Annotated in this window: 20 protein-coding genes; 13 read left to right on the forward strand and 7 right to left on the reverse strand. The window is 71.4% G+C overall.

The annotated features are described in order from the left end of the window. Positions 1–46: 46 nt before the first annotated feature. Both OG306_RS23490 and OG306_RS23495 read right to left on the reverse strand, forming a co-directional pair. Positions 47–1,612: a M23 family metallopeptidase gene (locus OG306_RS23490; protein WP_371665595.1), complete on the reverse strand. Its 1,566-nt coding sequence runs from the start codon at positions 1,610–1,612 to the stop codon at positions 47–49. A gap of 380 nt (positions 1,613–1,992) precedes the next feature. Beyond that, entirely contained in the window at positions 1,993–2,886 is an 894-nt protein-coding gene (locus OG306_RS23495) for an esterase/lipase family protein (protein ID WP_266748043.1), read from the reverse strand. Positions 2,887–3,350: 464 nt separating this feature from the next. Here OG306_RS23495 and OG306_RS23500 point away from each other — a divergent pair, with 464 nt between their 5' ends. Beyond that, positions 3,351–3,764: a cobalamin B12-binding domain-containing protein gene (locus OG306_RS23500; protein WP_266748044.1), complete on the forward strand. Its 414-nt coding sequence runs from the start codon at positions 3,351–3,353 to the stop codon at positions 3,762–3,764. Between the two features lie 334 nt (positions 3,765–4,098). Here OG306_RS23500 and OG306_RS23505 read toward each other — a convergent pair whose 3' ends face one another. Both OG306_RS23505 and OG306_RS23510 read right to left on the reverse strand, forming a co-directional pair. Further along, on the reverse strand, positions 4,099–5,691 hold the full coding sequence (locus tag OG306_RS23505) for a DUF5691 domain-containing protein (RefSeq protein WP_266748045.1): 1,593 nt from the start codon (positions 5,689–5,691) through the stop codon (positions 4,099–4,101). A 49-nt stretch (positions 5,692–5,740) separates the two neighbouring features. Further along, positions 5,741–7,174, reverse strand: coding sequence for an SWIM zinc finger family protein (locus tag OG306_RS23510; RefSeq protein ID WP_266748046.1), 1,434 nt, complete (start codon positions 7,172–7,174; stop codon positions 5,741–5,743). 348 nt (positions 7,175–7,522) lie between these two features. Between OG306_RS23510 and OG306_RS23515 the strand changes: the two genes are divergently transcribed. The 5 genes from OG306_RS23515 to sucD all read left to right on the forward strand — a co-directional run bounded on the left by OG306_RS23515 (position 7,523) and on the right by sucD (position 14,975). Continuing rightward, complete coding sequence (locus OG306_RS23515; protein WP_266748047.1) at positions 7,523–8,635, forward strand: ATP-binding protein; 1,113 nt, start codon at positions 7,523–7,525, stop codon at positions 8,633–8,635. Continuing rightward, positions 8,632–11,262, forward strand: coding sequence for a DUF5682 family protein (locus OG306_RS23520; RefSeq protein WP_371665596.1), 2,631 nt, complete (start codon positions 8,632–8,634; stop codon positions 11,260–11,262). Before OG306_RS23515 ends, OG306_RS23520 begins: the two co-directional genes overlap by 4 nt. Further along, positions 11,259–12,476 carry a VWA domain-containing protein gene (locus OG306_RS23525; RefSeq protein ID WP_266748049.1) on the forward strand — a complete coding sequence of 406 codons (1,218 nt, stop codon included), beginning with the start codon at positions 11,259–11,261 and terminating at the stop codon, positions 12,474–12,476. Before OG306_RS23520 ends, OG306_RS23525 begins: the two co-directional genes overlap by 4 nt. 386 nt (positions 12,477–12,862) lie before the next feature. Beyond that, positions 12,863–14,044: an ADP-forming succinate--CoA ligase subunit beta gene (gene sucC, locus OG306_RS23530; RefSeq protein ID WP_266748050.1), complete on the forward strand. Its 1,182-nt coding sequence runs from the start codon at positions 12,863–12,865 to the stop codon at positions 14,042–14,044. Between the two features lie 46 nt (positions 14,045–14,090). Then, positions 14,091–14,975, forward strand: a complete 885-nt coding sequence (gene sucD / locus OG306_RS23535; protein ID WP_266748051.1) for a succinate--CoA ligase subunit alpha — start codon at positions 14,091–14,093, stop codon at positions 14,973–14,975. Positions 14,976–15,164: 189 nt separating this feature from the next. Here the strand turns inward: sucD and OG306_RS23540 are convergent, their stop codons facing one another. Further along, positions 15,165–16,445 (reverse strand): sigma factor-like helix-turn-helix DNA-binding protein, encoded by a 1,281-nt coding sequence (locus OG306_RS23540; protein WP_266748052.1) that lies wholly within the window; start codon positions 16,443–16,445, stop codon positions 15,165–15,167. Between the two features lie 125 nt (positions 16,446–16,570). Between OG306_RS23540 and OG306_RS23545 the strand changes: the two genes are divergently transcribed. Continuing rightward, positions 16,571–18,178, forward strand: coding sequence for a cell division protein PerM (locus OG306_RS23545; protein WP_432762239.1), 1,608 nt, complete (start codon positions 16,571–16,573; stop codon positions 18,176–18,178). 13 nt (positions 18,179–18,191) lie between these two features. Here OG306_RS23545 and OG306_RS23550 read toward each other — a convergent pair whose 3' ends face one another. After that, on the reverse strand, positions 18,192–19,106 hold the full coding sequence (locus tag OG306_RS23550) for a hypothetical protein (RefSeq protein WP_266748054.1): 915 nt from the start codon (positions 19,104–19,106) through the stop codon (positions 18,192–18,194). Positions 19,107–19,470: 364 nt separating this feature from the next. On the opposite strand from OG306_RS23550, the gene purN reads away from it, so the two are divergent. Then, positions 19,471–20,127, forward strand: a complete 657-nt coding sequence (gene purN / locus OG306_RS23555; protein ID WP_266748055.1) for a phosphoribosylglycinamide formyltransferase — start codon at positions 19,471–19,473, stop codon at positions 20,125–20,127. Next, positions 20,114–21,667, forward strand: coding sequence for a bifunctional phosphoribosylaminoimidazolecarboxamide formyltransferase/IMP cyclohydrolase (gene purH, locus OG306_RS23560; RefSeq protein WP_266748056.1), 1,554 nt, complete (start codon positions 20,114–20,116; stop codon positions 21,665–21,667). Before purN ends, purH begins: the two co-directional genes overlap by 14 nt. A 113-nt stretch (positions 21,668–21,780) precedes the next feature. Here the strand turns inward: purH and OG306_RS23565 are convergent, their stop codons facing one another. Continuing rightward, positions 21,781–22,554: an RDD family protein gene (locus OG306_RS23565; RefSeq protein WP_266748057.1), complete on the reverse strand. Its 774-nt coding sequence runs from the start codon at positions 22,552–22,554 to the stop codon at positions 21,781–21,783. A 226-nt stretch (positions 22,555–22,780) separates the two neighbouring features. Here OG306_RS23565 and OG306_RS23570 point away from each other — a divergent pair, with 226 nt between their 5' ends. The 4 genes from OG306_RS23570 (at position 22,781) to OG306_RS23585 (ending at position 26,592) form a co-directional block, all read left to right on the forward strand. Further along, positions 22,781–23,644, forward strand: a complete 864-nt coding sequence (locus tag OG306_RS23570; RefSeq protein WP_371665597.1) for a bifunctional methylenetetrahydrofolate dehydrogenase/methenyltetrahydrofolate cyclohydrolase — start codon at positions 22,781–22,783, stop codon at positions 23,642–23,644. A 29-nt stretch (positions 23,645–23,673) separates the two neighbouring features. Next, positions 23,674–24,372, forward strand: a complete 699-nt coding sequence (locus OG306_RS23575; RefSeq protein WP_371665598.1) for a DUF3017 domain-containing protein — start codon at positions 23,674–23,676, stop codon at positions 24,370–24,372. A 446-nt stretch (positions 24,373–24,818) separates the two neighbouring features. After that, entirely contained in the window at positions 24,819–25,286 is a 468-nt protein-coding gene (locus OG306_RS23580) for a helix-turn-helix domain-containing protein (protein WP_371665599.1), read from the forward strand. Positions 25,287–25,602: 316 nt separating this feature from the next. Next, positions 25,603–26,592, forward strand: a complete 990-nt coding sequence (locus OG306_RS23585) for a malate dehydrogenase (protein ID WP_266905676.1) — start codon at positions 25,603–25,605, stop codon at positions 26,590–26,592. Positions 26,593–26,615 lie beyond the last annotated feature (23 nt).

A 26,615-nucleotide genomic window follows, 5' to 3' on the forward strand; every position in this document is an offset into this window, starting at 1 on the left:
AGGCGGCCGGGGCTGTTGCTCCGACCGCCGTCGGGTGCGTGGTGGCTCAGGTCGGGTTGACGCCGTGGCTGCGGAGCCAGGGGAGCGGGTCTATCGCCGCACCGCCACCGGGTCGCACCTCGAAGTGCAGGTGCGGGCCGGTCGAGTTCCCGGACTTGCCGGAGTACGCGATGACGTCGCCGGCCTTGACCGAGCCCGAGCGGATCCTGGTGCTGCTGAGGTGGCAGTACCAGGTCTCGGTCCCGTCGGCCATGGTGACGATGGCCATGTTCCCGTAGGCGCTGTTCCACTGGGTGCGTACGGTGCCGTCGGTCGCGGCCATCACGGGCGTGCCGTACCAGACGGGGAAGTCGATGCCCGTGTGCACGGACATCCAGTTGACGCCCGCCTGGCCGAAGTACGCGCTGAGGCCGTGCTCCGCGACGGGCATCACGTACTTGGGGCGCAACGCCTCCTTGCGGGCGGCCTCTTCCTCGCGCTTCTTCTTCTCGGCGGCCTGCCGTTCGCGCAGATCGATGCGTTCCTGGGTACGGCTGACGCGGTCGCCGAAGTTCTCTGCGTCGGCCCTGAGGTTGGCGAGCTGGGTGTCCAGCTTGTGGTTGGCGGCGACCGATTTGGCCGAGCCGGGGTCGGCGGCCGCCATCGTGGTCGTGCTGTCGTCCTTCTTGTCCTCGCCGCCCAGTCCGCCGACGGAGGCCGCGGCGATACCGGCCACGCTCATCACACAGGCGGAAGGAACGGCGACGGTGAGGAGCGCGGAACGCTTCGCGGGAGAACGCCGCCGGCTACGGCCGCCGGTGCCGCGGGTGACGGAGCGGCCGAGGGGGCGGTGGGCATCGGGGGCGGCGTCGGCGGTGTCGGGGTGCGCTGTGTCGCGGGTCGCGGCGGCGGTCTTGTCGTCGCCGGTGGCTTCGGAAACTTCGGCGGCTTCGGAAACTTCGGCGGCTTCGGAAACTTCGGCGGCTTCGGCCGTGGTTTCGTGCCCGTTGGTGTCGAAGCCCGTCTCCGGGAGGCTGAACTCGGCGGTGCGGTGGGCCTCGTACGGGGCGTACGGGTCGTACGGAAGGTGTGCGTCGTACGCCTTGTGTGCCGCTGGCGCCTCGTGCAACACCTGTGCGGTTTGGGTGGTTTGCGCGGTTTGCTCTTCGTGTTCGGGCGTGGCGCCGGTGTTCCAGGCGGTGGCGTCGTACGCGCCGGTGTCGTGGACGGCCGTGCCGGTAGTCGCCCACTGGCCGGTCTGGTGCCAGCCGTTGGTTTCCCACTGGCCCGTGGCGTCCGGGGCGCCGCCCTGTGCCGGAACGCCGGCGAAGGTGGCGGTGGCGGCGGTGGCCCAGGTGGTTGTGGTGTCGTACGTCGGGCCTGCGGCGTACTGCTGCTCGGGCTGTGCCGCGTACGGGGCGTAGGTGTCGTACGCGGTGGTCGGGTGCGCGCCCGTGTCCCACTGCGTGGAGTCGTACTGGCCGCTGTATCCGGCCTGCTGGGTGTCGTAGCCGCTGTCGTACGCGCCGTCGTAGTGACCGGGGAGGGAACCGAAGAGCGGATCGCTGTCGAAGCTGCCGGTGGCTTGGCTGTCGTATCCGGCGAACCCGGCGTGGGGGTGCTGGTCGTTCACCAACTTCTCTCTCGCCTCGGCAGCAGGACCTGTGTGCTGGAGTCCGGTGGGGGAATTCCGAATCCCAGGGGGAGTGGTGGCCGCGACTGTACCCGGCGGTACGCGACGTCGACAATCTTCGACAGGTTCGGACGGCTCGGGAAACGGGCAATCGGCCGTCTTTCGACGGACTGTCTACACAGCCTTGGCTCTATGTTCGAAACCAGTTCTATTCGTGTGGTGCGGCGGAGGCCGGTGGGGTGGCTGCGCCATCGAAGTTCGAGTGCCCGGTGTCTCGGCCCGTCGGCCCGGTGTCTCGGCCGGGCGACCCGATATCTCGGCCGTCGACGCGACCCACGCCGGAACCTGCCCGGTGGGCGAGGCGGCAGCACCACCCCGGCTCAGGCAGCTCCTCCGGCCTCGGAATCTCCCCTGGCTCCGGAAGTTCCTGCGGTTTCGGTCGATGATGCGCCGGATTCCAGTGCCTGCCGGATCGCGCTGGCGACGGTCGGGTGCACCGGGAGCGCGAGATGGCCGATGCCGCTGACGCGTACGTTCAGGGCGTCGAGATCCGGATGGTCGATGCAGGCCGCCTCGGCGGGGACGATCACCCGGTCCTGTTCGCTCCAGAAGCTCACGAACCGGGTGCGGCAGCCGGGCGCCGGTCTGCGTAGCTCCTCGATGGGCGCGGAGCCCGTACGCATCTGGCGCACGATGGGGTGAGCGCTGGCCAGCGGGGCGACGGCCGTGCCCCCGTGCGGCGTGCCGAGCGTGACCAGGGTGCGGACCCGCTGGTCACCGCCCAGTCGCTGCACGTAGTAGCGCGCGATCAGACCGCCGAGGCTGTGCCCGACGATGTCGACCTCATGGTGTCCGGTGCGGGTGCAGATCTCCTCGACGTGCCGCCCGAGCAGCTCGGCCGCCGTACGGATGTCGCAGGTCAGCGGCGAGTAGTTGAGCGACTCCAGATGGTGCCGGCCGTGCCGGGCGAGGGAGCGGCGGAGCAGGACGAAGACCGAACGGTTGTCGATGAAACCGTGCAGGAGCACGACGGGCGGCCGCTCGCTGCCCTCGGCGGGCAGGGCCGGGGTCCGGGCGGGCGAGGTACCGGCGGGTGGTCCGGCCGGGCGTGGCGCGGGCCGCCGCTCCCCGGCGATGCCGGTGGGGTACAGGAGTACGTGCCCGGCGAGAACCACCAGTTCGAGCACGGTGGCCTTGACCAGTGCGGACGGCAGCCGGGTGGGGCACGGACACGGCCGGCGCAGCAGTTGCGGTGGGAAGGGCAGGATCTGCATGGCCGACCTCCTGCTTCGGCAAGCGGGGAGGCGGCTCCGGTCCCCGTATGCCCTCGTGGGGTGCCGTTGCGGAGGTGCCGGTGGTCGGCCCGGCCGGGGTCTGGTCCCGATGGGGGCCCCTGCTTGCCGGTGGCAACCGGTAGTGACCCGTGGTGGCCCGTGGCGATCGATGGTCACCGGTGAACGACCGGCTGTCGGATCCGATGCCGACGGGCCCGGCGGTCCGTACCGCCGTGCCGCGCGGCTGGCGGCGCGGTGGTACGGCGACCTCGTAACGGCTCCCCTGGCGGCCGGTCCCGTACGGCTGGTGTGCCGCATGGAGGGAAACGGCGCCCGGTGAACACGTCCCACGTGTGATTTCCCCCTCCCCGTCCACCGCGAAACGGCGGGTTGCGGGATGCTGTCGATAACGTTCGTTCACATCCCTGGCCCTTCAGGCACGGGAGACGCATGTGGAGGCAGTGATGGGTGTGACCGGTCCGATCCGTGTGGTGGTGGCCAAGCCGGGCCTGGACGGCCATGATCGCGGGGCCAAGGTGATCGCGCGGGCGCTGCGCGACGCCGGTATGGAGGTCATCTACACCGGGCTCCACCAGACGCCCGAGCAGATCGTGGACACCGCGATTCAGGAGGATGCCGACGCGATCGGCCTCTCGATCCTCTCCGGCGCGCACAACACGCTCTTCGCCAAGGTGATCGAGCTCTTGAAGGAGCGCGAGGCGGAGGACATCAAGGTCTTCGGCGGCGGCATCATCCCGGAGGCGGACATCGCACCGCTGAAGGAGCAGGGCGTCGCGGCGATCTTCACCCCGGGTGCGACGACGGCGTCGATCGTCGACTGGGTCAACGCAAACGTCCGCCACCCCGCGGAAGCCTGACCCCCACCACCACTCGGGCCCGCCGGGCCCAGGCACCGGTGCTGCCGGGCCCGGCAGCCCGGCCTGGGTACTTGGCCCGCCGGCCTGGTGCATCGGCTTGGCGCACCGGCCTGGCCCACTGACTCCGGCGGGCGCCGGGGACGGCTGTGCGGGGACGGTCGCACGGGGCGCCGGCATGGAAGTGGCCGTGCGGGGGGACGTGGCCAGGGCCACCGGGACCGACACCTCTCCGCGCCGGACGCCGACGGCTCGGGCCCCGGAGGCTCGCGCCCGCTGAGCAGCCCTCCGCCGGGGCTGCCCCGCGCTTCCCGCGGCCGAAGTCCGGCGGCTCGCCTCAGCCCGGTATCAGTTCCAGGTCCATCGCCGCGCGCAGCCGCAGTGTGGAGACCAGTCGTTGGAAGGCCTCCGACCAGTAGCCGTTCGCACCCGGTGAGGCGTTTTCCGGTTCGTCCGGGGTGGTGGTGAGAACTTCCAGGCGGTCTGCCTCGGCCGGGTTCAGGCAGCGTTCGGCCAGGCCCATCACGCCGCTGAAGCTCCAGGGGTAGCTGCCCGCGTCCCGGGCGATGTCCAGGGCGTCGACGACCGAGCGGCCGAGCGGTTCGGACCAGGGGGTCGGGCAGACCCCGAGTAGCTGGAACGCTTCCGACAGTCCGTGCGCCGCGATGAAGGCGGCCACCCATGCGCCCCGTTCGGCCGCCGGAAGCAGGGCGAGGAGCTCCGACCGCTCGGCGAGCGACGCCGGGCCCGGTCCGGTCGATGGAGGGACGGAGGGAGCGCCGAGCAGTGCGCGGGCCCACTCCGGATCCCGCTGGCGCACCGCTGCCCGGCACCAGGCGGCGTGCAGTTCCTCGGCCCAGCCGTCGGCCACCGGCAGGGCGACGATCTCCTGCGCGGTGCGCCCGCCGAACCGGGCCGGCCAGGTGGCGAGCGGGGTGGCCTCCACCAACTGGCCGAACCACCAGGACCGTTCGCCCCGCCCGGACGGCGGCACCGCCACCACGCCGTCGCGCTCCATCGCGGCGTCGCATTCGTGCGGGGCCTCCACGGCGACAGAGACGCCGTCGTCCGCGAGGTCCGGGCTCACGCAGGACATCGCGCGGGCCGCCATCCGTCCGGCGAACGCCGACTCCGGCAGCGCGGACAGCAGTTCGGCAGCCGTCGAGCGGACATTGCGGCTGCGGTCGGAGAGGGCCTGTTCCAGGAAGGTCTCGTCCACGGCGGACAGCCCCGCGCGCAGTGAGTCGAGGAACATCAGCCGGTCTTCGGCGCGCTCGGTGGACCATGTGGTGGCGAGGAGCGCGAGCGCTTGCGCGGAATCGTGTGCCCGTACGGCCCCGAGCAGGGCGACCCGTTCGGCGAACAGGCCCTCTTCCCACAGCCGGGCGACTGCTTCCGAATCCGTGACGTCGGGCAGCAGCGAGCCGCCGGACGACCCGCGCAGCGCGAACTTCCACTCGGGGTTCAGCCCGGCCAGCCACAGCCCGCGCGGCCCGGCGAAGACCAGGGCCTGCGGCCGCAGATCGGTACGGGATCTGGCCGCGTCGAGCAGGGGCGGGAGCAGCGCGGCCGGGGCCCGGAAGCCGTGCTGATTGGCGGTGGCCAGCCACTGCGGGATCAGTTCCGTGAGATCGGGGGCCGTACCGCGCCGACCACCCGAGCCGCCCGCTGCCGACCGGTCCGCGAGCAACTGGGCCAGTCTGCGCCGCGCGGCCGTGGGCAGCGGCGGCCTGGGGTCGACGGGCGCCGGCCCGGGCCGGGGGGCGGCGGGGGCGGGCAGCAGTCCCGCTCTGCGCCGCACGGTGTGCAGCGCAGCCGCGTCCAGCAGCCCGGCCGGTCCGTCGTTTCCCTCCACAGGCCGGCGGTCGGTGCCCAGGAGCGCCGCAGTGACGAGCTCTTCCCATGGCGCGGGTGTGATGGTGTGAGGCATTGGTCCCCCTATGAGCCCTTCGAATCCTTCAAATCCTGTGAATCCGGCGTCAGATGAGCCGCACAGTCCCGGACGCCGTATCGGCGCTGCTGATACCGGCGCTGCCTGCGGCGCCGTCCCCGTCCGCGGACCAGGCCGCGAGCGGGTCGAGACCACGGTGGCCGCATTCGCCGAAAACCGTGACCGGAGAGCCGCCGGAGAGCGCGACGAGCTTCCACAGCCCGGGCCGGGACAGCGCGGACGGAGCGAGGGGCAGGGCTGCCTCGCCCGCCGCGTCGACCAGTTGCCAGCCGTTCCCGGACGGCACGGGTATGACCTCGTGCAGCGTCACCGGCCAGGTGTCGAGCCACGGGTCGTCCCGCAGGGCATGCCCGTACGCGGCGATCGCGGCCGCCACCGTGCCCCCCGGAGGTGGCGTGCCTGCCGGGGACGGGACACCGAACTGCCGGCCCAGCTCCGCCCGTAGCCGGCCCATGCCCGGATAGGGCGTGATCTCGGCGTCGATCGTGACCCCCACAGGCAGTGCCAGCCCGGGGGAGCGCCCGGCAGCCCCGAACGAGAGCAGCATCGCCGCGCGGCCCGAGTCCCTGCCGTGGAGCCAGATCCGGCGCGTGACGATCTTGCCGTCCGGGGTGTCGTATTGTGCGAGGACCAGCCACTTGTCGCGGATCGGTGGGCCCTCGGCGGAGGCGGTCAGCCCCACCCGGGTACGCACCGTGGCCGCCAGCGGTTCCGGCAGCCGGCTGATTCCCAGCCAGGCGCTGTCCAGTAGATGCAGCAGCGCGCACTCCTCCAGCAGTCGTGCCGGCCAGCCCGGCCCGGACGCGGGAATGGACCCCAATTCCCTTACCCGGGCGGCCAGTCCGGGCGCCTGGGCATCGACCATGCGGGCCGCCGTCTCCTCCCACAGCCCGTACCCCGATTGATCGGCCGCCGCCAGGCCGCCGCGCAGCAGGTCCGTCAGCCGCTGCTCGAGTTCCTGTGCTCCGCCGGTGATCCGCTCGGCCCGGCGCTCGGCACGGCGCCGGGCGGCCTCCGGGTCGGCCGGGCCCGTGGCCGAGGCGCCGCCCGCAGCCGGCCCGTCCTTCCCCTCCTTCTCCGCCGCGCGCTTGCGACGGCCCGTCAGCCACTCGCCGGTCCAGTCCGGAACCTCGCCCGTGGGCAGGGCCGATTCGCCGGACGCCCAGACCAGCAGCAGGCCCAGCGCGTGCTTGCACGGAAACTTCCTGCTGGGACAACTGCACTTGTACGCAGGGCCGGTGGTGTCGACCACCGTTTGATACGGCTTGCTTCCGCTTCCCTTGCACAGCCCCCACACCGCGCCCGAACCGTCGCATCCACCGCCCGACCAAGGACCGGTCGAACCGAGCTTGCTCCCCGCCCTGCGCGATGCCTCGTCAGGAGCCAGGGCCAGTACCTGCTCCACCGTCCAGCGCGCCGCCGGGGCGGCGGTACGCAAGGGTTCTCCCTGAGATAGCAGCATGGGAACGACGGTAGATCCCGCCACTGACAATCGGTCTGCCCTGCTGATTCGTCGCTCGGGCTCGCCGTGGGCCTCAGCGCCTGCTTTGAGACCGCCGATCAGGTGGAAAAGGCCGTCGAGAAGGGGGCCGACGTCTCCTGCTCGATCACGCACAAGGGCAAAGTCGTCAAGGAGGCCGAGGGTGAGGGGCTCAGCACGGCGGGCGGCTGTGTCCGCCGTCTCGCCAGTGGCCGGCTGAACTCCCGTTCCGTAGCGGCCGAATCGGCCCTGACCTGCGGTCGGGGCCGATTGTCAGTGCCATGGTGCACGGTGGAAACCACATCAGGTCGACCGATCTGGAGGGGATCCATGACCGTGTCCGAGACCACCGCCACCGATGGCGTTGAGGCCCTGCGCCCGCATGCCGAGGACGCCTTCGCCCACGAGCTGAAGGCCCTCGTCGCGGCCGACGACCGTCCGCGGCCCGCCCGTTGGCAGCTGTCCCCGTGGGCCGTCGCCACCTATCTGCTCGGCGGCACACTGCCGGACGGCACGGTGATCACGCCCAAGTACGTCGGCCCGCGCCGCCTCGTCGAAGTCGCCGTGACCACACTCGCCACCGACCGCGCCCTGCTGCTCCTCGGCGTCCCCGGCACCGCCAAGACCTGGGTGTCCGAACATCTCGCGGCCGCCGTCAGCGGTGACTCGACACTGCTCGTCCAAGGCACGGCAGGCACCCCGGAGGAGGCCATCCGTTACGGGTGGAACTACGCCCAGTTGCTCGCGCACGGGCCCAGCCGTGACGCCCTCGTGCCCAGCCCGCTCATGCGCGCCATGTCCGACGGCATGACCGCGCGGATCGAGGAACTCACCCGCATCCCCGCCGATGTGCAGGACTCGCTCATCACGATCCTCTCGGAGAAGACGCTCCCCGTTCCCGAGCTGGGGCAGGAGGTCCAGGCGGTCCGGGGTTTCAACGTCATCGCCACCGCCAACGACCGCGACCGCGGGGTCAACGAGTTGTCCAGCGCACTGCGCCGCCGGTTCAACACCGTCGTGCTGCCGCTGCCGGAGACCCCCGATGCCGAGGTCGACATCGTCTCCCGGCGCGTCGCCCAGATGGGGCGCTCGCTCGACCTCCCGGCCGCGCCCGACGGCCTGGCCGAGATCCGGCGGGTCGTCACCGTCTTCCGTGAACTGCGCGACGGCGTCACCACCGACGGCCGCACCAAACTCAAGTCCCCCTCGGGGACGCTGTCGACGGCCGAGGCGATCTCCGTCGTCACCAACGGCCTGGCACTGGCCGCGCACTTCGGGGACGGCGTGCTGCGCCCCGGTGACGTGGCGGCGGGCATCCTCGGCGCGGTCGTCCGCGACCCCGCGGCCGACCGGGTGGTCTGGCAGGAGTACGTGGAGACCGTCGTCCGGGAGCGGGACGGGTGGAAGGACTTCTACCGCGCCTGCCGCGAGGTATCCGCATGACCCGGGCCACGCCGCCCGGCGGACCGCTGCTGCTGGGGGTGCGGCACCACGGACCGGGCTCGGCCCGAGCCGTCCGTGCGGCCCTGGACGCCGCCCGCCCGCGGGCCGTGCTCATCGAGGGCCCCCCGGAGGGTGACGCGCTCCTCCCGCTGGCCGCCGACGAGCAGATGCGCCCGCCGGTCGCGCTGCTCGCCCATGCCGTCGACGACCCGGGGCAGGTGGCGTTCTGGCCGCTGGCCGCGTTCTCCCCCGAATGGGTCGCGATCCGCTGGGCGCTGGCTCATGACGTGCCGGTCCGTTTCATCGACCTGCCCGCGGCGAACTCGCTGGCCATGACGCGGGAAGCGGAACGCCAGGACGACCCGGACGGGAACGGGAACGGGAACGGGGAAGGGGAAGAGCGAGGCGACGGAGAAGGGGCAGGGGAAGCCGGCTCGGGGACACTCGCCGGCGGTTCGCCCGCCCGCGCTCCGATCGACCCCATCGGCGTACTGGCCGAAACAGCGGGTTACGACGACCCGGAGGCCTGGTGGGAGGACGTCGTCGAACACCGCACCCAGGACGGCGAGGCCGCCGACCCGCGGGCTCCGTTCGCCGCGCTCGCCGAGGCCATGACCGCCCTGCGCGAGGTGTACGGCGACGGCGGCCATCCCCGGGACACCGCCCGCGAGGCGTACATGCGCATCCAACTGCGCAAGGCAGCAAAGGAGTTCGGTGAGGACATCGCCGTCGTCTGCGGCGCCTGGCACGTACCCGCGCTCGGCACGAGGACCACGCTCGCCGCCGACCGGGCCCTGCTCAAGGGGCTCCCCAAGGTCAAGACCGAGCTGACCTGGGTGCCCTGGTCGCACCGTCGGCTCGCCCGGCACAGCGGTTACGGGGCGGGCATCGACTCGCCCGGCTGGTACGGGCACCTCTTCGACGCCGCCGACCGCCCGATCGAGCGGTGGATGACCAAGGTCGCCGGGCTCCTGCGCGACGAGGACCGGTTCGTCTCGTCGGCCCACGTCATCGAGGCCGTCCGGCTCGCCGAGACCCTGGCCGCCCTGCGCGGCCGCCCGCTCGCCGGGCTGAGCGAGACGACCGACGCGATCAGGGCCGTGATGGGCGAAGGCTCCGATGTGCCGCTCGCGCTCGTACGGGACCGGCTGATCGTCGGCGAGACACTCGGTGAAGTGCCGGACACCGCCCCCGCCGTCCCCCTGCAACGCGACCTCACCCGGCAGCAGCGCACGCTCCGGCTCAAACCGGAGGCGCTGGAGCGGGAGTTGGAGCTCGACCTGCGCAAGGACACCGACGCGGCCCGCAGCCGGCTGCTCCACCGGCTGCGGATCCTGGCCGTCGGCTGGGGCGAGTCCGCGACCGGCCGGGCGAGCACCGGCACCTTCCGGGAGAGCTGGCGGCTGCGCTGGGAACCCGAGCTGTACGTACAGGTCGCCGAGGCCGGGACCTGGGGCACCACCGTGCTCTCCGCGGCCACCGCAAAGGCCGAGTTCCAGGCGACCTCGGCGACCGGGCTCGCCGAGGTCACGGCGCTGGCCGAGCAGTGCCTCCTCGCGGAACTGCCCGACGCGCTGCCCGTGGTCATGACGGCCCTCGCGGACCGTGCCGCGCTCGACGCCGACGTCGGCCACCTCGCCGACGCCCTGCCCGCACTGGCCCGCACCCTGCGCTACGGCGACGTCCGGTCCACGGACACCGCGGCGCTCGGCGGGGTCGCGGCCGGGCTCGCCGAGCGGATCTGCGTCGGACTGCCACCCGCGTGCACCGGACTCGACGCCGACGGCGCCGCCGAACTCCGCCGCCGGGTGGACGGGGTCCACACCGCGATCGGCCTGCTCGGCGAGGCCGTTCGGACGGACACCGACGGGGACGGGCTGCGCGAGCGCTGGACCGCCGTACTGCACAAGCTCGCCGCCCGGGACACGGTCGCGGGCGTCATCCGGGGCCGCGCGGCCCGTCTGCTGCTCGACGAAGGACGGCTCGCGGAGGACGAAGCGGCACGGCTGATGGGCCTGGCCCTCTCACCCGGCACACCCCCGCCCGACGCCGCGGCCTGGATCGAGGGGTTCGTCGGCGGAACCGCCGGGGGAGGCATGCTCCTCGTCCACGACGAGCGACTGCTCGGCCTGGTCGACGCCTGGCTCACCGGGGTTCCCGCCGACACCTTCGCCGATGTGCTGCCTCTGCTGCGCCGCACCTTCTCGGTGTACGAAGCGGGCGTGCGACGCACACTGGGCGAGCTCGTACGGCGCGGTCCGGCCGCCGGGGGACCGGCCGCCGGCGCCGACGGCACCACGGCCGCGGTGCCCGGCTTCGGCCCCGGACTCGACGGGGCCCGGGCCGACGCGGTGGTACCGGTACTGCGGCTCCTGCTCGGTCTGGACACCGGCACCGGCACCGGCACCGGCACCGGCACCGGCACCGGCACCGGCACCGACGCCCACATGCACACCGTCATCGGCACAGGCACAGGCACAGGCACAGGCACAGGCACAGGCACAGGCACAGGCACAGGCGTAGGCGTAGGCGTAGGCACCGACACGAATCCGGTCCCGGGCGGCGTCCACCCGGGCGAGCGTGCCGAGAACGTCAAGGAACCGGAACCGCTGGGGGCAACGGGATGACCACGAACACCGTCGACACCACACCGCACCCTGCCCACGGCTCATCGCCCGGCCCGGCCGACGACGAACGGCTGCGCCGGTGGCGGCTGGTCCTGGGCGGGGACAGCGCCGAAAGCACCGGCCGCACCCTCACCGGACGCGACGCCGCGATGGACGCCGCACTGGCAGCGCTCTACGGCGGCGGAGCCCGCCCCGGAGGCCGGGGCGGAAACAACCGCTCGGCCGGGCTCGGAGCCTCCGCACCCTCCGTGGCCCGCTGGCTCGGCGACATCCGTACGTACTTCCCCAGCTCCGTCGTCCAGGTCATGCAGCGTGACGCGATCGACCGGCTCGGTCTCTCCGCCCTCCTCCTCGAACCGGAGATGCTGGAGGCCGTCGAGGCAGACGTCCATCTCGTCGGCACGCTCCTCTCGCTCAACAAAGCCATGCCCGAGACGACGAAGGAGACCGCGAGAGCGGTCGTGCGCAAGGTTGTCGACGACCTGGAGAAGCGGCTCGCCACCCGTACCCGGGCCACTCTCACCGGCGCACTGGACCGCTCGGCGAAGATCAACCGGCCCCGCCACCACGACATCGACTGGAACCGCACCATCCGGGCCAACCTCAAGAACTACCTCCCGGAGTACGGCACCGTCGTCCCCGAGCGCCTCATCGGCTACGGGAGGGCCGCACAGTCCGTGAAGAAGGACGTCATCCTCTGCATCGACCAGTCGGGATCGATGGCCGCCTCCGTCGTCTACGCCTCCGTCTTCGGTGCGGTGCTCGCCTCCATGTGCACCCTGCGGACCAGACTCGTCGTCTTCGACACGGCCGTCGTCGACCTCACCGACCAGCTCGACGACCCCGTCGACGTCCTCTTCGGCACCCAGCTCGGCGGCGGTACGGACATCAACCGCGCGCTCGCCTACTGCCAGTCGAGGATCACCCGCCCGGCCGACACCGTCGTCGTGCTGATCAGCGACCTGTACGAGGGCGGCATACGCAACGAGATGCTCAAGCGGGTCGCCGCGATGAAGGCCTCCGGCGTGCAGTTCGTGACGCTGCTCGCACTGTCCGACGAGGGCGCGCCCGCCTATGACCGCGACCATGCGGCGGCCCTCGGAGCCCTGGGCGCACCGGCGTTCGCATGCACCCCGGATCTCTTCCCGGAAGTGATGGCCGCGGCGATCGAGAAGAGGCCGCTTCCCGTACCGGACAAGGAGACCCAGCACTGAGCCCCGTCGGGGAGGGAGCTCGCGCCGGCAGGGGACCCCGGGGGAGCGGGGAAACCCGGGGCAGCAGGGAAACGCGCTTCAGCAGGAAGAGAGTCTCGCGTGGAGCGCGTTCCCGGCCTGTTCGGGGGCCGTCCCCGTGGACCACGGCCGTGCGGAGTTGTCCACGGCGACCCGGTGACCGGCCCGGCCTGTGACCGTAATCACCGCTCAGGGGCGACCTGCGATTTAGGGTCATGCGGAGCGCGGGGATAACCTGCGAGATGGACATGCCGCGTACTCCGGGTCACCCTGTGCGCCTTCCTAGTGACAGAGCAGTCACATTGCCCCTCGCGGCACGCCCACGCAGAAATCGAACCGCGAGACCATTGATTAAGGGACGGACGCGCGTGGACCTGTTCGAGTACCAGGCGAGGGACCTCTTCGCCAAGCACGGTGTACCGGTGCTGGCCGGTGAAGTCATCGACACGCCTGAGGCAGCCCGCGAGGCGACCGAGCGGCTGGGCGGCAAGTCGGTCGTCAAGGCGCAGGTGAAGGTCGGCGGCCGCGGCAAGGCCGGCGGCGTCAAGCTGGCCGCCACCCCCGAGGAGGCGGTCGCCCGCGCGACCGACATTCTCGGCATGGACATCAAGGGCCACACGGTCCACAAGGTGATGATCGCCGAGACCGCGCCGGAGATTCTTGAGGAGTACTACGTCTCGTACCTCCTCGACCGCACCAACCGCACCTTCCTGGCCATGGCCTCGGTGCAGGGCGGCATGGACATCGAGGAGGTCGCGGAGAAGACCCCCGAGGCCCTCGCGAAGGTCCCGGTCGACTCCAACTCCGGAGTCACGATCGAGAAGGCCCGCGAGATCGTCGCCCAGGCGAAGTTCCCGGCCGAGGTCGCCGAGAAGGTCGCCGAGGTCCTGGTGACGCTGTGGGAGACCTTCGTCGCCGAGGACGCGCTCCTCGTCGAGGTCAACCCGCTCGCCAAGGTCGCCTCCGGTGACGTCCTCGCGCTGGACGGCAAGGTGTCTCTCGACGAGAACGCCGACTTCCGTCAGCCCGAGCACGAGGCGCTCGAGGACAAGGCCGCGGCCAACCCGCTCGAGGCTGCCGCCAAGGCCAAGAACCTCAACTACGTCAAGCTCGACGGCGAGGTCGGCATCATCGGTAACGGTGCCGGTCTGGTCATGTCGACGCTGGACGTCGTCGCGTACGCCGGTGAGAACCACGGCAACGTGAAGCCCGCCAACTTCCTCGACATCGGTGGCGGTGCCTCCGCCGAGGTCATGGCGAACGGCCTGGAGATCATCCTCGGCGACCCGGACGTCAAGTCCGTCTTCGTCAACGTCTTCGGCGGCATCACCGCCTGTGACGAGGTTGCCAACGGCATCGTCCAGGCGCTTGCACTGCTCAAGTCCAAGGGCGAGGAAGTCACCAAGCCGCTGGTCGTGCGCCTCGACGGCAACAACGCGGAGCTGGGTCGCAAGATCCTTTCCGACGCCAACCACCCGCTCGTGCAGCGCGTGGACACCATGGACGGCGCGGCCGACAAGGCCGCCGAGCTCGCCGCGGCTGCGCTGTGACGTTGCGCGTCTCCGACACGACAAGGGACTAAGGGACTCCAACACCATGGCAATCTTCCTCACCAAGGACAGCAAGGTCATCGTCCAGGGGATGACCGGTGCCACCGGCATGAAGCACACCAAGCTCATGCTCGCCGACGGCACCAACATCGTCGGCGGCGTGAACCCGCGCAAGGCCGGCACGTCCGTCGACTTCGACGGCACCGAGGTTCCCGTGTTCGGGAGCGTCGCCGAGGCGATCGAGAAGACCGGCGCGGACGTGTCGGTTCTCTTCGTGCCGCCGGCCTTCGCCAAGGCCGCCGTCGTCGAGGCGATCGACGCCGAGATCCCGCTGGCCGTCGTGATCACCGAGGGCATCGCCGTCCACGACTCCGCCGCCTTCTGGGCGTACGCGGGCTCGAAGGGCAACAAGACCCGGATCATCGGCCCGAACTGCCCCGGCCTGATCACCCCCGGCCAGTCCAACGCCGGCATCATCCCGGGCGACATCACCAAGCCCGGCCGCATCGGTCTCGTGTCCAAGTCCGGCACGCTGACCTACCAGATGATGTACGAGCTCCGTGACATCGGCTTCTCCTCCGCCGTCGGCATCGGTGGCGACCCGGTCATCGGTACGACGCACATCGACGCCCTCGCGGCGTTCGAGGCCGACCCCGAGACCGACCTCATCGTGATGATCGGCGAGATCGGCGGCGACGCCGAGGAGCGTGCGGCCGACTTCATCGCGAAGAACGTCACCAAGCCGGTCGTCGGTTACGTCGCGGGCTTCACCGCCCCCGAGGGCAAGACCATGGGCCACGCCGGCGCCATCGTCTCCGGCTCCTCCGGCACCGCGCAGGCGAAGAAGGAGGCCCTGGAGGCCGCAGGCGTCAAGGTCGGCAAGACGCCGACCGAGACCGCGAAGCTGGCGCGCGAGATCCTCGGCGCCTGATCGCTTCACCGCGTCGGAGCAGTACCGCAGTATCGCGTCACCCGCACAGACGGCGCGGGCCCGTACCCCGGTCAGGGATACGGGCCCGCGCCGTTTCTGTCTGCGCGGCCGCTGCTCCGTCCGCGCCTCGGGCGAGGCCCCCGTGTCTCCCGCGGTGGCTCCGTCCGTCAGCCGGTTCCCGCCTCGCGTTCAGCCGGGGTGGGGGAGCAGCCGGGCCGGGCCCTGTACGAGTTTGCCGCGCAGCTGCTGCCGCAGGTCCAGGTCCTGCGGCGTCAGCTTCTGCGGGCCACTTCGTGGCGGCACCCCCTCGACCTGCTGAGCGGGTGACTCCGGGGGCTCGTACCGCGTCTGAGCCGTCGCCAGGGTGAACAGCGTCGCCGCGACGAGCAGCACCGCGAAGGAGATGACCGCCTTGGTCCACAGCTGGGCCCGGTGCTCGCTGTCCGTGCGGATCACGTCGGGCGAGGGGAGCGAGCCGGGGGTCTGGGCCTCGGCGAGCGCGCCGAGCTGTTGGTGCAGGAGCGCCGACTGCTCGGCGGGGGACGACGGCTCCGCCAGCTCGGGCAGCCGCTCCGCGACCGCGGCACGGGCGTTCATCAGCCTGCTCGCCGTCGCCGGAGTGCTGGCCTCCGTCTCCGCCGCGGTCTCGGGCAGCCCCAGGCCGACACCGTCGTGGAGCAGCAGGGCGCGGCGGTACGACGGCGGCAGGTCGAGCAGCGCGTCGAGCAGTGCGCGCGCACCGGGTTCGGCCGGCGGCGGGTCGAGCTCACGGCGTGTGCGGCGCAGCCGGTGCCAGGGCGACATCGCGTACTCGTACGCAGCCGCCCGCACCCACCCCACCGGATCCCGGTCCGCCACGACCTCGGGCCAGCGGTCCCAGGCCAGAGCGAAGGCCCGTGCGACGGACTCCTGGGAGCGGCTCCGGCGCCCGGTCAGCAGAAACGTCTGCCGGAAAAGGGCGACAGCGCAGTGCTTGTACAAGGCATCGAAATCCTCGACCGCGGCGGCTTCTGCTGCAGCGGCCGCAGCCTCTGCCGCCTCCGATGCTGCCGCCGCTGCCGCCTCAACGGCCGGCGCTGTCGCCTCATCAGGTGCTTCACTCGCGCCGGATGCGTCGGGGGTGCCGGGCAGATCGGGGGTGGTGCCGGGCTCGGTCGGGGCCATGGCGGAGCTCCCGGTGACTGCGGCGGGGGTCGGAGGACGGGACGGCGGTTTCGCCAACGTCACCGGCTTGGACAGCCACGCGACTGTCGTGGGCGTCGCCGGGCGGGCCGTCTGCTTGACGGCGGCCTTCGGCCGGGTGCTCGACGTGGTGGGCTCGGTCCGGGCGCTCGAAGACGGGGCCCCGGTGACGTCCACCGCCTTCGCGACCTGCTTTTCACTCAGCGACTTCGCCTCACGCAGTCTGCGGCGCTCCTTGGGGGAGGTGAGCGGAGGGGCGGCGACCACATCGGGCGAACTCTGCGTCATGAATGAACCCCCGTGGACCTGCACTGAGCAAAAAAGTACATAAACGCATATTGAGCGACACAGCGACTGTTCGCCTGTTACACGGAATAAGCGCGTGTCGTTGGGAGCATGACGGGGTGACCCAAGTGACCGAAGGAAGCCCGTCGTTGTCGGCAGAGCAGGGCCGGTCCGCCGTACTGGCCTTCACCTTCCTGCGTGGGGTTCTCGCGGCCGGGCTGGGGCTGGGTGCCCTCACCGTGCTCGTCATGGTGCTGTGGATCAGCTCTCCGGCCCCCGACGACGGCCCCGGCGGGGCCCTCCACGCGGCGGCCGGGCTCTGGCTGCTCGCCCATGGCGCCGAACTGATCAGGACCGGCACGCTCGGCGGAGCCCCCGCTCCCGTGGGCCTCGTCCCGCTGCTGCTCACCGTGGCACCGGTGTGGCTGGTGCACCGCGCGGCCCGGGATGCCCTGGAGCAGGACGAGGGGCGTCCGGCGCCCTCGGCGGCGGCCACGTTCGCCTTGGTCGTCGGCGGATATCTGCTGGTCGGGGCCGCTGTCGCGCTCTACGCGCGGGGCGGTTCGCTGACCGTGCACGCACCCTCGCTGTTCTTCCCTGCGGCCATTTTGGTGGCGGGCGCGGCGGCGGCCGGGGTCTGGACGGCATCCGGGCGCCCGATCGGGCCGCCGCCGTCCTGGGCGCCGGTGCGCCTGCACGAGGAGCTGGCGCGTTCCGGGTTCAGGAAGCGTGCCGACACGGTGTGCCGGTCGGCGGTGGCCGGGGTGGCGGTGCTGGTGGGCGGCGGGGCGCTACTTGTCGCTGTGGGGCTGGTCTGGCATGCCCCGGCGGCTCAGCAGTCGTTCGTCCAGCTCTCGGGCGACTGGGCGGGCCGGGTCTCGGTGGTACTGCTCGCGCTGGTGCTGGTGCCGAACGCGGCGGTGTGGGGTGCCGCGTTCGGACTCGGGCCGGGTTTCGCGCTCGGTACGGCGTCCACGGTCACCCCGCTCGCGTTCTCGGGGCGCCCGGCGCTGCCCGTCTTCCCGTTGCTCGCCGCGGTGCCGGGCCAGGGTCCGGGGACGGCCCCGAACTGGGCGGCCGCGGCGGTGCCGGTCGCGGCCGGGGTGACGGTCGCCTGGTTCACGATGCGCCGGGCCGCGCCCGCCCATGCCGGACGGGACGAGGTGTGGAGCCTGCGCGAGACCGCGCTGACGGCCGGGCTGGGGGCGCTGGGGTGCGGGGTGGGTACGGCGGTGCTGGCCGCGGCTGCGGGAGGGCCGCTCGGCACCCGGTCGCTGGCGGAGTTCGGCCCGGTGTGGTGGCTGACCGGTGCGGCGGCCCTGGCGTGGACGGCGCTGCTCGGCGTTCCCGGGGCGCTCCTGGTGCGGGCCTGGCGGCTGCGGGGCGGCGAGCGGGGCCCGGCGCAGGAGGCGACGGCAGCGGAAGGAGCAGCGGAAGGAGCAGCGGAAGGCGCGCCCGTTGCCCAGGCGCCTGCGGAGGTGCCCGGGCCAGTGCCTCAGCGGACGGCCGACGACCGACGGTGGTGGACGCGGTCCGGGCGCCGGGAAGCGGACGAGAAGGCCGAGCCGGTGTCCACGCCGGGAACGCTGCCCACCCCCGTATGCACCCCCGGGGGGCCGCCTGCCGCGGCGAACGGCGGGAAGGGCGAGGACTCCGAGTCGTACGACTTCCTGCCGACCGGTCCCTGGCACGAACGGACGACGGTCCGGCCTCCCGAGGAGGCCGGACCGTCGTGAATGGCGCGAGGTGTCACTTCTTGACGCCGAAGAAGGGTTCCAGAGGCTTCGGCAACTGGTCGTTGCAGGCCAGTTGGCCGGACTTGGTCAGGGCGTCGTTCACGCAGGTGTAGTAGTCGCGGTAGACCAGCTGCACCGTGAACGTCGTCGCGACGATCGAGAGCGCGAGCAGCGCCGTCACCAGCCCGCTGACCGCGGCCGTGGTCTGCTGCCTGCCATAGCCCGGAGCGGGTGCGCCGGTCGCGCCGGCCGCGGGGACATGCCCGGAACCGGAACCCTGAAGAGGACCGGCAGCCGGCGTACTGGACGCCGCGCCCGCCCCGGGGGCACCGGTGGCGCCGCCCGGTGCGGATGCCCCCTTCGGCTTCGCCCGGAGCGAGCTGATCGACCAGTACACGGCGAGTACGCCGAGCAGCAGGGCGATCTCCGGGAAGTCGAAGAGCGCGAAGAAGAAGGCCCACATGCCGGAGAGCAGCGCGTAGCGGGCGCGCCGCTGGGCGGGGTCGGTCGGATCCCAGCGCAGTCCGCCGGGCTTGCCCTCGGGGCCGCCCTGGCCGTTCGGCCCGCCAGGGCCTCCGGGACGACCACCGAAGCCGCCGCTCTGGCGACCGGGCTGCTGGTTGCTCCACTGGCTGCCCCAGACCGGCCGGTCGTCGGAGGAGCCGCCCTCCGGCGACCCGTCGCCGTTGTCCCGGCCTCCGTCTCCCCGGCCGTTCCCGGCGTTCGAAGGGTGGCGGGGCTGCCAGGGCTGATCGGGTCGGTTCTCCGGCGGCGCGGCGAACGGGTTGTCATCGGAAGGAGCGCCGGAAGATGAAGAACCGGAAGGAGAGGAAGGGCCCGTAGAGGACTGGCGCTCTCGCAGCAGCAGCAGCGAGGTCCGCTCGGGCAGCGGCTTGCGGAAGGCGGTGCGGCGGCGTCGGTCCGGCATATGGTGAACGTCTTCCCCATCTCGTCATTTCCGCCCTGCGGACGGTTCCCTGTCCCCTGACGCTACCTCCCGGCCAGGAGGGGCCGAAAGCGGGGAGCGGCTCCACCGGGCGCCCGACAGCCGCCCCCGGACGCTCCCACGCGTTCCGCAGCCGGTCCCCGGTCGATTCCCCACCGACCCCCGACCGCCCCGTAGCCGTCCCGTGGCCCCCTCACCCCCGTCCCGTGGGGGTCCACAGAGGTGCCGGTATCGTTGCTGACGGTCGGCTCGTTCGTAGAGTTCCCCGTATCGCGGGGCTCGATTCTTTCGTACGACCATACAAATCAGCGTCACTCTGCTTCACCACGCGAGAAAGGGCCCAGCCGTGGCCTCCCCGCCCCCTTCCCCCGCACCGGCCCGTCTGGTCGTCCTGGTTTCCGGCTCCGGTACGAACCTCCAAGCCCTGCTCGACGCCATCGGCGACGACCCCGAGGGCTTCGGTGCCCAGGTCGTCGCGGTCGGCGCCGACCGCTCCGGCATCGTCGGTCTGGAACGGGCGGAGCGCGCCGGACTGCCTACCTTCGTGTGCCGGGTCAAGGACTACGCCACTCGCGAGGAATGGGATGCGGCACTCGCGGCCGCGACGACCGAGCACCGCCCGGACCTCGTGGTGTCCGCGGGGTTCATGAAGATCGTGGGCAAGGAGTTCCTCGCCCGGTTCGGCGGCCGGATCATCAACACCCACCCCGCCCTGCTCCCCAGCTTTCCCGGTGCCCATGGGGTGCGTGACGCACTTGCGTACGGCGTGAAGGTCACCGGGTGCACCGTCCACTTCGTCGACGACGGCGTCGACACCGGTCCGATCATCGCGCAGGGCGTGGTCGAGGTGACCGAAGAGGACACGACGGAGGGCGAAGCCGCTCTCCACGAACGCATCAAGGAAGTCGAGCGCAAGCTGCTCGTCGAGGCCGTAGGGCGGCTCGCCCGTGACGGCTATCGCATTGAGGGACGAAAGGTTCATCTCGGTCATGTCGGTGAATAAGCCCATCCGTCGCGCCCTGGTCAGTGTTTACGACAAGACGGGGCTCGAAGACCTCGCCCGCGGTCTGCACGAGGCGGGTGTCGAGCTGGTCTCCACCGGCTCCACCGCCGGGAGGATCGCCGCCGCCGGGGTGCCGGTCACCAAGGTCGAGGAGCTCACCGGCTTCCCCGAGTGCCTGGACGGCCGCGTCAAGACGCTGCACCCGCGCGTCCACGCCGGCATCCTCGCGGACCTGCGCCTGGACGCCCACCGCGAGCAGCTCGCCGAACTCGGCGTGGAGCCGTTCGACCTGGTGGTCGTGAACCTCTACCCGTTCAAGGAGACCGTCGCCTCCGGCGCGTCCGCCGACGAGTGCGTGGAACAGATCGACATCGGCGGCCCGTCCATGGTCCGCGCCGCCGCCAAGAACCATCCGTCCGTTGCCGTCGTCACCAGCCCCGAGCGGTACGCCGACGTCCTCGCCGCGGTCAAGGCCGGCGGCTTCGACCTGACCGCCCGCAAGCGGCTGGCCGCCGAGGCGTTCCAGCACACCGCCGCGTACGACGTGGCCGTGGCGTCCTGGTTCGCCGACGACTACGCCGCCGCCGACGACTCGGGCTTCCCCGACTTCTTCGGTGCCACGTACGAGCGCAAGAACGTCTTGCGGTACGGCGAGAACCCGCACCAGCCCGCCGCGCTCTACACCTCCGGCGCCGGTGGCCTGGCCGAGGCGGAGCAGCTGCACGGCAAGGAGATGTCGTACAACAACTACACGGACACCGACGCCGCGCGCCGGGCCGCGTACGACCACGCCGAGCCGTGCGTCGCGATCATCAAGCACGCCAACCCGTGCGGCATCGCGATCGCCGACGACGTCGCCGAGGCACACCGCAACGCGCACGCCTGTGACCCGCTGTCGGCGTTCGGTGGCGTCATCGCCGTCAACCGCCCGGTGACGGTGGCCATGGCCGAGCAGGTCGCGGAGATCTTCACCGAGGTCATCGTCGCCCCGGCGTACGAGGACGGCGCCGTCGAGGTGCTCGCCCGCAAGAAGAACATCCGCGTGCTGCGCTGCCCCGACGCCCCGTCCGCCGAGGTCGAGGTCAAGCCGATCGACGGCGGCGCGCTGCTTCAGGTGACCGACCGCCTCCAGGCCGAGGGCGACGACCCGGCCAACTGGACGCTGGCCACGGGTGAGGCGCTCTCCGTCGACGAGCTCAAGGAGCTCGCCTTCGCGTGGAAGGCGTGCCGCGCGGTCAAGTCCAACGCGATCCTGCTGGCCAAGGGCGGTGCCTCGGTCGGCGTCGGCATGGGCCAGGTCAACCGGGTCGACTCCGCGAAGCTGGCCGTCGAGCGGGCGGGCGAGGAACGTGCACAGGGCTCGTACGCCGCGTCCGACGCGTTCTTCCCGTTCCCGGACGGGCTGGAGATCCTGACCGCGGCCGGCATCAGGGCCGTGGCCCAGCCGGGCGGTTCGGTCCGCGACGAACTGGTCGTCGAGGCTGCGAAGAAGGCGGGCGTGACCATGTACTTCACGGGTACGCGGCACTTCTTCCACTGATACGAGTTGCACCCGGGCAGCCCGGGTAAGACGGAAGGCCGTCAATTCCCCGGAACGAGTGGGGAATTGGCGGCCTTCGCAAGGCGGTGAGGGTGGTTAAACCTTCACCATGCTCACTTCGTCTTGATGACGATCGTGCTGCCCGCGCGGTCGTGCCAGCCCTGGAGCTTGCCCGAGTTGTCGAAGAAGGGGGAGAGGTAGACCAGCAGCGTGCCGAGACCGCAGAAGAGCGAGCCGACCATCGGGATGATCCAGCGGATGAAGCCCGCACCCAGACCGGGGGCCTGGCCGGTGCTCTCCTTGACGACCTTGACGTTGAGGACCATCTTGCCGAGCGTGGCGCCCCAGATGGAGACCATCAGCCATTCGTAGAGCAGCGCGATCAGCGCGAACACGGCGATGAAGCCGAAGAAGCCTGCGAGGATGCCGACGCTGGCGTCGGCCGCGTCGTTCATGCACTGGTTGTAGGCAGCGGTGCCGTACTCGGTGCTGCTGCAGTCGTCGATGGACTTCGAGGCGCCCACGATGCTCGCGACGCCGATCACCGAGAAGATCGCGTAGAGGATGCCGTACGCGACGGCGTCCAGTGCACGCGCGCCCAGGCGACGCCCCATCGTGGCGAGTTCGACGGTGCCGAGGCCCGCGACGTTGATGTAGCCGTTGTTGGCCTGGAGGGTGCCGCCCGGCTGCTGGCCCGGGTACTGCGGAGGCGCACCGTACGGGGCCTGGCCCGGCTGCTGCGGATAGCCGTAGCCCGGCTGGCCCTGCGACGGTACGCCCTGCGGCGGCTGCTGCGGGTAGCCGTAACCGGGCTGGCCCTGCGGCGGCTGGTTCGGCTGCTGGCCGTACGGGTTGTTCGGATTCGGGTTCGGGTCGCCGAAACTCATCTGGGCGTTCCTCCAACGTGCATGCGGGGACGATGCGGCCGCACGGAGGAAAGAAAAGGTCAGTGGTCCGCCCCCCGGTACTTCTGCGGCACTGCGGCGACAATCGTTATAAATGAAATGTAAGTTTGTCCAGTGGTGGCAGTTGCTTGTTGCTCAAGTGCAACCTCGCACCGCCTCCGGCACCCGCAATTGGTATGCGGGCGGGGTCATCCGCGAGTATGGGGACATGACTGCCCAGATTCTCGATGGCAAGGCCACCGCAGCCGTGATCAAGTCCGATCTCACCGTCCGCGTGGCGGCCCTCAAGGCGCAGGGCATCACCCCTGGCCTGGGAACCCTGCTCGTCGGGGACGATCCGGGCAGCCGGTGGTACGTGAACGGCAAGCACCGCGACTGCGCGCAGGTCGGCATCGGCTCCATCCAGCGCGAACTCCCCGACACCGCCACCCAGGAGGAGATCGAGGACGTCGTACGGGAGCTCAACGACAACCCTGAGTGCACGGGCTACATCGTGCAGCTTCCCCTCCCCAAGGGGATCGACACCAACCGCATCCTGGAACTGATGGATCCGGCCAAGGACGCCGACGGCCTGCACCCGATGAACCTCGGCCGGCTCGTGCTCAACGAGACCGGCCCGCTGCCCTGCACCCCGCAGGGCGTCGTCCAGCTGCTGCGCCACCACGACGTGGAGATCAACGGCGCGCATGTCGTGGTCGTCGGCCGCGGCGTCACCATCGGCCGCTCGATCCCGCTGCTGCTGACCCGTAAGTCCGAGAACGCCACCGTCACCCAGTGCCACACCGGTACGCGTGACCTCTCCGCCCAGCTCAAGCAGGCCGACATCATCGTCGCCGCCGCCGGAGTGCCGCACATCATCAAGCCCGAGGACGTGAAGCCGGGCGCGGCCGTGCTCGACGTGGGCGTCAGCCGGGACGAGAACGGCAAGATCGTCGGGGACGTCCACCCGGGCGTCGCCGAGGTCGCCGCGTGGATCTCCCCGAACCCCGGTGGTGTCGGCCCGATGACCCGCGCCCAGCTGCTCGTCAACGTGGTCGAGGCGGCCGAGCGCAACGCGGCCGACGCCGTCTGAGCCGGCCGACCCGATCCGGAAGGAACCTCATGGGTGCTGGTACGAGTCCGGCCGACCCGGCCGCCGCGGCGGACCGGACGTCTCCGGTGCCGTCGGAGGTGCAAACAGACACGGACGCGGGGGCGGGGTCGGACGTGGCCGGAGCAGGAGCGGGCGCCGATCACGGTCACGGTGTGGCGGACGAGGCCGTGGTGGACGAGGCCGTGGTGGACGAGGCCGTGGTGGACGAGGCCGCAGCGGGCCGTGGCGAGGTGGAAGCGGCTGCCGGTGATGACACCGGTGCCGCGGACACCGGTCCCGGAAGTGCCCCCGAGGGCGCCCCGGCCGCACGCCCGTCGCGGAGGTTCCCGTTGTTCACCCGGGACACCGCGCGCCCCGAGGGCGGTGGCCGGGCCGCGTCCGGGACCGCGCCCGCCCCGGCCCGGCAGTGGCCGCTGCTCGCCGTGCTCTGCACGGCCGGGATCGGGCTGCTGATCGTGGCCGTCGACCCGTTCGCCGAGGCCTTCAGGATCGGCACGATGCTGATCGGCGTGGCCCTCATCGGGGGCGCCGTGCTGCGGATCGTCGTCCCGTCGGTGGGCATGCTGGCGGTCCGTTCCCGCTTCACCGACCTGGTGACGTACGGACTGCTCGGCTTCCTCATCGTGGTGCTCGCGCTGGTGGCGCAGCCCAAGCCGTGGCTGGACATTCCGTTCCTGGAGGACGCGGTCCACTTCGCGATCCGCTGAGGCCGCCCGCAGGGCCGCGCCGTCGACGGAGGGTGTCCGTCCCCTCCCCCGAGAAGGGACGGACACCCGGGGACGGGGCCGCCGGAACGCAGCCGCTCCGCAAGGTTGCGACGTGAGCGGCCTTGCCCTCGTCCTGCGTTCAGCCTTGTGGACGGCGAAGACCGGTACAAGGGAACCCTGTGGCCTGTGGCACGGAGGTGACCATTCCGCCACGGCGTGATCGCTTCTGCAACGATGTGATCGCACTTGCAACGGTGGCATGCTCACCTCTCACCTCTCACCTCTCACCTCTCACCGCCGACCGGGGGCGCGCGGAGACGTGCGCGTGGACCCGAACGCCCCCGTGCGCCCCGTATTCAGGAACGGCCGGCCGGCGTTCGCGCAGGCTCCTGGGTAGTTCGGAACGGAACACGGAATGACGTACCGGATCCGGGCAAGGGGAAGCAATGCCTCGTTGGAAGGCGCTGTCGGACGAACTCGATCCGCAGGTGAGGGAGTTCGCCGGCCAGCTGCGCAGGCTCGTCGACCGCAGGGGGCTGAGCATCGCCGCGGTGGCCGACCGCACGGGCTACAGCAGGACGTCGTGGGAGCGGTATCTGAGCGGGCGGCTGCTCGCGCCCAGGGGGGCGATCGTCGCTCTCGCCGAGGCGACCGGCACCGACCAGGCACACCTGACGACCATGTGGGAGCTGGCCGAGCGGGCCTGGAGCCGTTCCGAGACGGGCCAGGACGTGACCGTGGAGCCGGCCAGGATCTCCCGGGCGCGTGCCGCGCTCCCGCTGGTGCCGCAGCAGCCACCGCGACCGGGCGGCCCGGTCGGTGGTGGCAGACGGCTGGCCGTGCTCCTCGCGGGCGCGGTCGGCACGTTGCTGGTGCTGGCCGGAGCGGCGTTGCTGGCCGGAGCGGGGCGGTGATGACGGGGCGATGGCAGGACGCCCCGCCCCGGCCCGACGTGGTGCAAACGCCTCACCACCGGGCAGCGGAGCAAACGCTCCAACCACCCTGCAACGGTGCAAACGCTCCGTCGCCGCGCCACCGCCTCCCGGGTGACGTGATTCGGCCGGGTGAGCGCTGTGTGACGGGTTGTGTGCGGTGCCACAGGGGGCCGGGCCGCCCGGAGGATCCGGGTCGGATAGCCTGATCGATGGATATCTCTTCACATCAAGATTCAGAGATGTCCAGCACCAGGGGCCAGGAGCCCCCACCGCCAGCTGTCTAACGGAGATCGCCATGACCCGCACTCCCGTGAATGTCACCGTCACCGGCGCAGCCGGTCAGATCGGCTACGCGCTGCTCTTCCGCATCGCCTCCGGCCACCTGCTCGGCCCGGACGTGCCGGTCAACCTGCGTCTCCTGGAGATCCCGCAGGGTCTCAAGGCCGCCGAAGGCACCGCGATGGAGCTCGACGACTGCGCGTTCCCGCTGCTGCGCAACATCGAGATCACCGACGACGCCAACGTCGGCTTCGCCGGCGCCAACGTCGCCCTGCTGGTCGGCGCCCGCCCGCGTACGAAGGGCATGGAGCGCGGCGACCTGCTCTCCGCCAACGGCGGCATCTTCAAGCCGCAGGGCAAGGCGATCAACGACAACGCCGCGGACGACATCAAGGTCCTCGTCGTCGGCAACCCGGCCAACACCAACGCGCTCATCGCGCAGGCCGCCGCCCCGGACGTACCGGCCGACCGCTTCACCGCGATGACCCGTCTCGACCACAACCGTGCGATCTCGCAGCTGGCCGCCAAGACCGGTGCCGCCGTCTCCGACATCAAGAAGCTGACGATCTGGGGCAACCACTCGGCGACCCAGTACCCGGACATCTTCCACGCGGAGATCGCCGGCAAGAGCGCCGCCGAGCTCGTCAACGACGAGGCGTGGCTGGCCGACACCTTCATCCCGACCGTCGCCAAGCGCGGCGCCGCGATCATCGAGGCCCGTGGCGCGTCCTCGGCCGCCTCCGCCGCCAACGCCGCCATCGACCACATCCACACCTGGGTCAACGGCACCGCCGCCGGCGACTGGACCTCCATGGGTATCCCGTCGGACGGCTCCTACGGCGTGCCCGAGGGCATCATCTCGTCCTTCCCGGTCACCACGAAGGACGGCAAGTACGAGATCGTCCAGGGCCTGGACATCAACGAGTTCTCCCGTACGCGCATCGACGCGTCGGTGCAGGAGCTCATCGAGGAGCGCGACGCGGTCCGCGAGCTCGGCCTGATCTGATCGTTCCTGCTCGACGAAGCGCT

Source organism: Streptomyces sp. NBC_01241, from assembly GCF_041435435.1.
Taxonomy (GTDB): Bacteria; Actinomycetota; Actinomycetes; order Streptomycetales; family Streptomycetaceae; genus Streptomyces.

Excerpts from the sequence above, each read along its gene's own strand:
- OG306_RS23495 (WP_266748043.1), bottom strand. The coding sequence starts at position 2,886 with ATGCAGATCCTGCCCTTCCCACCGCAACTGCTGCGCCGGCCGTGTCCG.
- OG306_RS23500 (WP_266748044.1), top strand. The coding sequence starts at position 3,351 with ATGGGTGTGACCGGTCCGATCCGTGTGGTGGTGGCCAAGCCGGGCCTG.
- OG306_RS23505 (WP_266748045.1), bottom strand. The coding sequence starts at position 5,691 with ATGCCTCACACCATCACACCCGCGCCATGGGAAGAGCTCGTCACTGCG.
- OG306_RS23510 (WP_266748046.1), bottom strand. The coding sequence starts at position 7,174 with ATGCTGCTATCTCAGGGAGAACCCTTGCGTACCGCCGCCCCGGCGGCG.
- OG306_RS23515 (WP_266748047.1), top strand. The coding sequence starts at position 7,523 with ATGACCGTGTCCGAGACCACCGCCACCGATGGCGTTGAGGCCCTGCGC.
- OG306_RS23520 (WP_371665596.1), top strand. The coding sequence starts at position 8,632 with ATGACCCGGGCCACGCCGCCCGGCGGACCGCTGCTGCTGGGGGTGCGG.
- OG306_RS23525 (WP_266748049.1), top strand. The coding sequence starts at position 11,259 with ATGACCACGAACACCGTCGACACCACACCGCACCCTGCCCACGGCTCA.
- sucD (WP_266748051.1), top strand. The coding sequence starts at position 14,091 with ATGGCAATCTTCCTCACCAAGGACAGCAAGGTCATCGTCCAGGGGATG.
- OG306_RS23540 (WP_266748052.1), bottom strand. The coding sequence starts at position 16,445 with ATGACGCAGAGTTCGCCCGATGTGGTCGCCGCCCCTCCGCTCACCTCC.
- OG306_RS23550 (WP_266748054.1), bottom strand. The coding sequence starts at position 19,106 with ATGCCGGACCGACGCCGCCGCACCGCCTTCCGCAAGCCGCTGCCCGAG.
- purH (WP_266748056.1), top strand. The coding sequence starts at position 20,114 with ATGTCGGTGAATAAGCCCATCCGTCGCGCCCTGGTCAGTGTTTACGAC.
- OG306_RS23565 (WP_266748057.1), bottom strand. The coding sequence starts at position 22,554 with ATGAGTTTCGGCGACCCGAACCCGAATCCGAACAACCCGTACGGCCAG.
- OG306_RS23570 (WP_371665597.1), top strand. The coding sequence starts at position 22,781 with ATGACTGCCCAGATTCTCGATGGCAAGGCCACCGCAGCCGTGATCAAG.
- OG306_RS23575 (WP_371665598.1), top strand. The coding sequence starts at position 23,674 with ATGGGTGCTGGTACGAGTCCGGCCGACCCGGCCGCCGCGGCGGACCGG.
- OG306_RS23580 (WP_371665599.1), top strand. The coding sequence starts at position 24,819 with ATGCCTCGTTGGAAGGCGCTGTCGGACGAACTCGATCCGCAGGTGAGG.
- OG306_RS23585 (WP_266905676.1), top strand. The coding sequence starts at position 25,603 with ATGACCCGCACTCCCGTGAATGTCACCGTCACCGGCGCAGCCGGTCAG.